8 protein-coding genes are annotated in these 6463 nt (G+C 62.3%); 7 read left to right on the plus strand and 1 reads right to left on the minus strand.

Features of this window, described 5'->3' with window-relative positions:
* Nucleotides 1–101 precede the first annotated feature (101 nt).
* Nucleotides 102–857 (minus strand): NAD-dependent deacylase, encoded by a 756-nt coding sequence (locus tag QZ613_RS16380; protein WP_291866933.1) that lies wholly within the window; start codon nt 855–857, stop codon nt 102–104.
* Nucleotides 858–1240: 383 nt separating this feature from the next.
* On the opposite strand from QZ613_RS16380, the gene ompA reads away from it, so the two are divergent.
* The 7 genes from ompA to tsaA form a co-directional block, all read left to right on the plus strand.
* Nucleotides 1241–1897: an outer membrane protein OmpA gene (ompA, locus tag QZ613_RS16385; protein WP_043565085.1), complete on the plus strand. Its 657-nt coding sequence runs from the start codon at nt 1241–1243 to the stop codon at nt 1895–1897.
* 76 nt (nt 1898–1973) lie between these two features.
* The gene (locus QZ613_RS16390) at nt 1974–3293 is read left to right on the plus strand and encodes a TRZ/ATZ family hydrolase (protein ID WP_043565087.1); all 1320 of its coding nucleotides are present in this window, start codon (nt 1974–1976) and stop codon (nt 3291–3293) included.
* Nucleotides 3294–3369: 76 nt separating this feature from the next.
* Nucleotides 3370–4041 (plus strand): OmpA family protein, encoded by a 672-nt coding sequence (locus QZ613_RS16395; RefSeq protein ID WP_043565089.1) that lies wholly within the window; start codon nt 3370–3372, stop codon nt 4039–4041.
* A gap of 138 nt (nt 4042–4179) precedes the next feature.
* Entirely contained in the window at nt 4180–4881 is a 702-nt protein-coding gene (gene ubiG / locus QZ613_RS16400) for a bifunctional 2-polyprenyl-6-hydroxyphenol methylase/3-demethylubiquinol 3-O-methyltransferase UbiG (RefSeq protein ID WP_043565090.1), read from the plus strand.
* Nucleotides 4874–5536 (plus strand): HAD-IA family hydrolase, encoded by a 663-nt coding sequence (locus QZ613_RS16405; RefSeq protein WP_043565091.1) that lies wholly within the window; start codon nt 4874–4876, stop codon nt 5534–5536. Before ubiG ends, QZ613_RS16405 begins: the two co-directional genes overlap by 8 nt.
* A 32-nt stretch (nt 5537–5568) precedes the next feature.
* Nucleotides 5569–5943, plus strand: coding sequence for a CbiX/SirB N-terminal domain-containing protein (locus tag QZ613_RS16410; RefSeq protein ID WP_043565093.1), 375 nt, complete (start codon nt 5569–5571; stop codon nt 5941–5943).
* A gap of 82 nt (nt 5944–6025) precedes the next feature.
* On the plus strand, nt 6026–6463 hold a 438-nt coding region (gene tsaA, locus QZ613_RS16415; protein ID WP_291983219.1), incomplete at its 3' end, for a tRNA (N6-threonylcarbamoyladenosine(37)-N6)-methyltransferase TrmO.

The raw sequence follows: 6463 nt of genomic DNA on the forward strand, positions 1-6463 counted from the left end.
CCCGGTCAGGGCAAGGCAGCAAAAGGGCGAAATTATAGCCGATCAGTCGGCGTCGCCGACATCGTCCCCGCAGCGCAGGTGTTTTGGCGTAATCGGGCGCTTCACGCCTGCCGTGCTGCGAGTTTCGCACTCAGAGCAGTGAAGAACTCCGAAGCGCCGCTGCGGATCGAGTAATCCGCGAGGGCTGAAAGCGATGTCGGGTGCGGGTTGACCTCCACCACCGTCGCCCCGGCCCGTTTGGCCCACACCGGCAGCAGCGCGGCCGGTTGGACGGTGAACGAGGTGCCAACACAAAAGAACAGATCGGCGGTCATGCTGCACGTTTCGGCAGCCGCAAAGACCTCCTCGTCGAGCATTTCTCCGAACAACACCAGATCCGGGCGCACCGGCGCACCGCAGCGGGGGCAGCGAAAAGGTTCGGCGGCGCTTTGCTCCCAGTCGGCCGAGAAGCCGCAACGCTGCTGGCAGCGGAGGCGGTGTATGGTGCCGTGAACTTCGAGCACTGGCGCGTTCCCGGCGCGGCTATGGTAGCCGTCGATGTTCTGCGTAATGACCGTCAGTTGTTTTGCCCGACAGATTTCCTGCAGCCGGGCGAGGGCTTGGTGGCCGGCGTTCGGCTGTCGTTCGTCGACCAGCCTTTTCAATTGCAGCAGCCAGTTCCATACGCGTTCCGGATTGCGTAGGAAGCCCTCAATGCTGGCGACCTCATCAGGATCGACCTTGTTCCACAGTCCGGTTGCGCCGTCGCGAAAGGTTGGAATGCCACTGTCGGCGGACAGACCTGCCCCTGAGAAAACAACGATTTCCTTCGCCTCGCGCACCACGGAAGCGACTGATTCCAGGCTGCCTGAGTGCATTGTCGTCTCCTTTCCGGTACCCGGACTGGTTGGCCAGATCCCGCCTCCGAGGAAGTGGACCTCAGGGCGCCTCATGCTCGCTTGATTCTCGCATATTCCCGATTGTTGACCATCCCGGTCCGCACGGGGCCGACACGCGCTTGGCGAATTCCCTCAGGCGGCGGTGGGCAGCTTGTCAGCACGGGGTGCGGGGGCGGGCGTGGCAGCGTCTCGACGCACGCAGCGGAGTGCCGCGAACGGGCAATCGTTGTATAAATGCAACACAATGCCAAACCAATGCTTGAAGCCGCCGAAGTTTGTATGCTTAAATCCGCCGACTGCGCAAAAATCGCATCGCGTGACACGCATTCGGACCTAACAGAGATTAATCGAGGAGGAATATCTTGAAATCGAAAATCATTACTACCCTGCTGGCCTCAATCGGCCTTTTTGCTGCAGTTGGCGCCGCACAAGCGCAAACCGCGGCTGATCGCGTTTATGTGATCGACTCACGCGGTGAAGTCGCGATGAGCGGCGCCGGCCTCTGCTGGCGGACCGGCTTCTGGACGCCTGCAGCTGCGGCCAAGGACCCGGCTGGTTGCAAGTGTGACAAGGACCTGCTGCCGAAGGAAGTCTGCGAGCCGCCGATGGCCAAGGCTGCTGCTGCGACGGCCAAGCCGTCCGGTGACAAGGTGACCGTCGCTGCCGACGCGCTGTTTGATTTCAACAAGGCCACGCTGCGTCCGGCCGGCAAGGCGAAGCTCGACGAAGTCGTCGCCATGTCCAAGCAGATCAAGCTGGAAGTGATCATCGCCGTCGGTCACACGGACCGTATTGGCTCCGATGCCTATAACCAGAAACTGTCCGAGCGGCGTGCCGCGTCGGTCAAGGCCTATCTGGTGAGCAAGGGTGTCGAAGCCAACCGCGTCTACACCGAAGGCAAGGGCGAGAAGCAGCCGGTGACCCAGCCTGGTCAGTGCCCGGGTGGCAAGAGCGCGAAAGTCATAGAGTGCTTGCAGCCTGACCGTCGTGTCGATATCGAACTCATCGGCACCAAGTAATTCAGAGAAGGCGTAAGAAAACCCCGCTCCGGCGGGGTTTTTTTTCAGCCAGCACATTCCTGATTACGCAGGGATCATGCCCATGGAAGTTGTCGATCTGCTCATCGAGGCGCGCTGGATAGTTCCGGTCGACCCCGCTGGTGTGGTTCTTGAAAGTCACGCTGTAGTGATCAACGATGGCCGCATCGTGGCCGTCGTTCCCCAGAGCGAGGCGGCGAGCTGCTTTTCGGCAAGGAGCCACAAGCGGCTGGAGCAGCACGTCCTCATTCCGGGGCTGGTCAATTTGCATACCCACGCGGCGATGACCCTTCTGCGCGGTCTTGCCGACGACCTGCCGCTCATGGAATGGTTGCAGCGGCACGTCTGGCCAGCCGAGGCGCAGCACGTCTCGGAGCAGTTCGTCTATGACGGAACCTTGCTCGCCTGCGCCGAAATGTTGCGCGGTGGCATCACCTGTTTCAATGACATGTACTTCTTCCCCGGCGCCGCGGCGGACGCGGCGCTGGCGTCGGGCATGCGCGCCGCAATCGGTCTGATCACCGTCGACTTTCCGAGTAGCTACGCGACCGACGCCGACGACTATCTGGCCAAGGGGCTCGCCGCCCGCGACCAGCGGCTCGAAGAGCCGCTGCTGTCCTTCTGCCTGGCGCCACATGCGCCGTACACAGTAGGCGACGGGGGCTTTTCCCGGGTGCTGACGCTTGCCGAGCAGGTCGAATTGCCGATACACGTACATCTGCATGAAACCATCCAGGAAATCGAAGAGAGCGTGCAGCGTTTCGGGATACGCCCGATCGAGCGCCTCCGTCGCCTGGGAATGTTGAGCCCGGCACTGATTGCCGTACACGCGGTGCACCTCGACGCGCACGAAATCGAACTGCTCGCCCAGCAGGGCTGTTCCATCGCGCATTGCCCCAGCTCCAACCTCAAACTTGCCAGCGGCATTGCCCCGCTTGCCGAGCTGGCGGCAAAGGGAATCAATATTGGTCTGGGTACTGACGGTGCGGCCAGCAACAACCGGCTCGACCTGCTACAGGAGATGCGGCTGGCCGCATTGCTTGCCAAGGCGCAGAGTGGCCGTGCCGACGCGATCAAGGCCCATCAGGTACTGCACATGGCGACCCTCGGTGGCGCCCGAGCCCTGGGTCTCGAGGCACGGATCGGCTCGATCACTCCCGGCAAGGCGGCCGATCTGTGCGCCGTCGCGCTCGACGAGTTTGCCCTTGCCCCCTGCTATGAGCCGGTTTCACACCTCACCTACGCTGTAGCCCGAGAGCATGTTTCTGCGGTGTGGGTCGCTGGTCGCATGCTTGTCGAAAACGGCCAACTGATTGAAAGCAACGAAACCGGATTGATAAAGCTGGCGCTCTTGTGGCAGAATAAAATCCGTCCGTGACGAGTTCAGTGAACAACGAGGCATAACAGGCCATGCGGACCCGCTCCGCAGCCTTCAATTAACGAGGGAAACCTAGATGAAAAGAATTGCAAGAACAAGCACCATCGTGGCTGCGTTCGCCGCCGCTCTCGGCTTCGGCGCCTCGCTGGCTCAGGCACAAACTTCGATTCCCCTGGATCGCGTGTATGTGATTGACTCCCGCGGCGAAGTCGCGATGAGCGGCGCCGGCCTCTGCTGGCGGACCGGTTTCTGGACTCCTGCGGGCGCGGCCAAGGACCCGGCTGGTTGCAAGTGCGACAAGGATCTGCTGCCGAAGGAAGTCTGCGAGCCGCCGATGGCCAAGGCTGCTGCTGCGACGGCCAAGCCGTCCGGTGACAAGGTGACCGTCGCTGCCGACGCGCTGTTTGATTTCAACAAGGCCACGCTGCGTCCGGCCGGCAAGGCGAAGCTCGACGAAGTCGTCGCCATGTCCAAGCAGATCAAGCTGGAAGTGATCATCGCCGTCGGTCACACGGACCGTATTGGCTCCGATGCCTATAACCAGAAACTGTCCGAGCGGCGTGCCGCGTCGGTCAAGGCCTATCTGGTGAGCAAGGGTGTCGAGGCCAACCGCGTCTACACCGAAGGCAAGGGCGAGAAGCAGCCGGTGACCAAGCCTGGTCAGTGCCCGGGTGGCAAGAGCGCGAAAGTCATCGAGTGCCTGCAGCCTGACCGTCGTGTCGATATCGAACTCATCGGCACCAAGTAATCCGGTAGTTTTACGGGAGAAGCCCTGCTTCGGCAGGGCTTTTTCGTTGGTGCCTGCCGCCTGGCATACTCACCGGTGCACGCCGGTACGGTGGCCCACTCTCGCCTGCTTCCCGCCTCTCGCCATGGAAACCGCTTCATGATGATCAACGCCGACCAGAAGGAACTCGAGAAATTCAGCCAGCTTGCCCATCGCTGGTGGGACCCGGGCAGCGACTTCAAGCCCTTGCACGACATCAACCCCTTGCGCCTTGAGTGGATCGACCGTCACTGCCAACTGGCTGGCAAGAGCGTGCTTGACGTCGGTTGCGGCGGAGGCCTGCTTTCGGAAGCCATGTGTGAGAGAGGGGCGACGGTGACCGGCATCGACCTCTCCGAAAAGGCGCTGAGTGTGGCCCGATTGCATTTACTCGAAAGCGGTCGCCAGGTCGACTATCGGCAGGTTTCCGCCGAAGAACTTGCCGCCGAGCAGGGCAGCCGGTATGACGTGGTGACGTGTATGGAAATGCTCGAGCATGTTCCCGATCCGGCCAGTACCGTTGCCGCCTGCGCGGCCCTGGCCAAACCCGGCGGGCACGTTTTCTTCTCGACCATCAACCGCAATCCGAAAGCCTACCTGTTTGCGGTGATTGGCGCCGAATATGTGCTGCAGATGTTGCCGAAAGGCACTCACGACTATGCGCGATTCATAAAACCATCAGAGCTTTCGCGTTGGCTGCGAAACGTCGGCCTCGATCCCGATGAGCTGCGCGGGATGACTTACAACCCCTTCACGCAGCACTACGCTCTCGGTCACGACACGGACGTGAATTACCTTCTGCATAGCATAAAGAATGTTTGACACAGTACTCTTCGACCTCGACGGCACCTTTGCCGATACCGCCCCCGATCTGGCTGCCGCCCTCAACCGATTGCGCGCCGATCTGGGACTGCCGCGGGTGTCGCCAGAGCAGCTCCGCCCTTTGACGTCGCAGGGCGTACGGGGCATGCTCAAGGGTGGACTCGACATGCAGCCGAGCGATGCCGGCTACGCGCAATTCTACGATCGCTTCCTGCGCTACTACAGTCAGGACATCTGTGTCGAAACACGGCTGTTTCCCGGAATTGAGCAACTCCTCGACGTCCTTGAGGGGCGCCGTTCGCTGTGGGGTATCGTCACCAACAAAGCGCAGCGCTTCACCCTGCCGCTGCTGGCCCGGCTTGGCTTCGCCAAGCGCGCAGCCTGTGTCGTCAGCGGTGATTCGGCGCGACGTGCCAAGCCGGCAGCGCACCCGATGCGGCTGGCGTGTTCCCTGCTTGCCAGGCATCCGGCGCGTTGCCTCTACGTTGGTGACGATCTGCGTGATATCCAGGCCGGTCGCGCTGCCGGCATGGTCACCGTGGCGGTGCGCTACGGCTATCTCGGTGATGGCGATCCGATAGAGAAGTGGGGTGCCGATCATGTCGTCGATCACGCGCGGGAAATTGCCGTCCTCGCCGGTATCCACCGAGCGTGAAAGACGCTCGCCATCCTTGAGAAAAGCTCGCCATGCCCAAGACAGCCCTGATCCTTTTTGCCCATGGCGCTCGTGATCCCGATTGGGCCGAGCCAATGCGCCGCGTCTGCGCGTTTGTGCGCGAACAGGCTCCGGATCGGCGCGTCGAACTCGCCTTCCTGGAGTTCATGACGCCCGAGTTGCGCGAATGCGCCGAGTTGCTCCTCGGCGAGGGCTTCGAACGGATCGTCGTGCTGCCGATGTTCATTGCCCGTGGCGGACATCTGAAACGCGACGTGCCCCTGTTGCTCGACGAGTTGCGGCGTTGCCATCCGCAGGCGCAGTTTGAGTTGGGCGCTGCGGTGGGCGAAGCCGACAGCGTCGTGCAGGCCATGGCCCGGCACGCGCTGGCGCTGGTCGAGGGCTAGTTGCCGGTGGCCAGCGCCAGCCCAACGGCTGCCGGTCATCGACGATTGCTGTTCTGTGCTGCGGCCGACGCGGAGCACATCGGTGTCTGAGGTCAGCTTTTCGCCGATCGGATTTCTGGCGACGCCGTTTCGCGATCGCTTCGGCATCCCCCGGCAGGGGCAACTGGCGCCGCATGCCCACGGCCAGTTGCGCCTGCTGCGACCGTATGATCGAGAAGAGGCGGTGCGTGGCCTGGACGAGTTCTCGCACGTCTGGCTCAGTTTCGTTTTCCACCGTAGCGCAGATCAGTGGAGCCCGACGGTCCGCCCACCGCGCCTTGGCGGCAACGCGCGGGTCGGTGTTTTCGCCAGCCGTAGCCCATTTCGCCCCAACCCCCTGGGCCTGTCGCTGGTCGAGTTGCTGGCGATCGATACGCGCGCCGGCGTGCTGCTCACTTTCGGCGGCGTTGACCTGCTCGACGGGACTCCCGTTCTCGATATCAAACCGTACCTTCCGTTTGCCGAAAGCCAGCCGGCCGCA

This window comes from Candidatus Accumulibacter sp. ACC005 (assembly GCF_907163215.1).
GTDB classification, from domain to species: Bacteria; Pseudomonadota; Gammaproteobacteria; order Burkholderiales; family Rhodocyclaceae; genus Accumulibacter; species Accumulibacter regalis.

Excerpts from the sequence above, each read along its gene's own strand:
- QZ613_RS16380 (WP_291866933.1), bottom strand. The coding sequence starts at position 857 with ATGCACTCAGGCAGCCTGGAATCAGTCGCTTCCGTGGTGCGCGAGGCG.
- QZ613_RS16390 (WP_043565087.1), top strand. The coding sequence starts at position 1,974 with ATGCCCATGGAAGTTGTCGATCTGCTCATCGAGGCGCGCTGGATAGTT.
- QZ613_RS16395 (WP_043565089.1), top strand. The coding sequence starts at position 3,370 with ATGAAAAGAATTGCAAGAACAAGCACCATCGTGGCTGCGTTCGCCGCC.
- ubiG (WP_043565090.1), top strand. The coding sequence starts at position 4,180 with ATGATGATCAACGCCGACCAGAAGGAACTCGAGAAATTCAGCCAGCTT.
- QZ613_RS16405 (WP_043565091.1), top strand. The coding sequence starts at position 4,874 with ATGTTTGACACAGTACTCTTCGACCTCGACGGCACCTTTGCCGATACC.
- QZ613_RS16410 (WP_043565093.1), top strand. The coding sequence starts at position 5,569 with ATGCCCAAGACAGCCCTGATCCTTTTTGCCCATGGCGCTCGTGATCCC.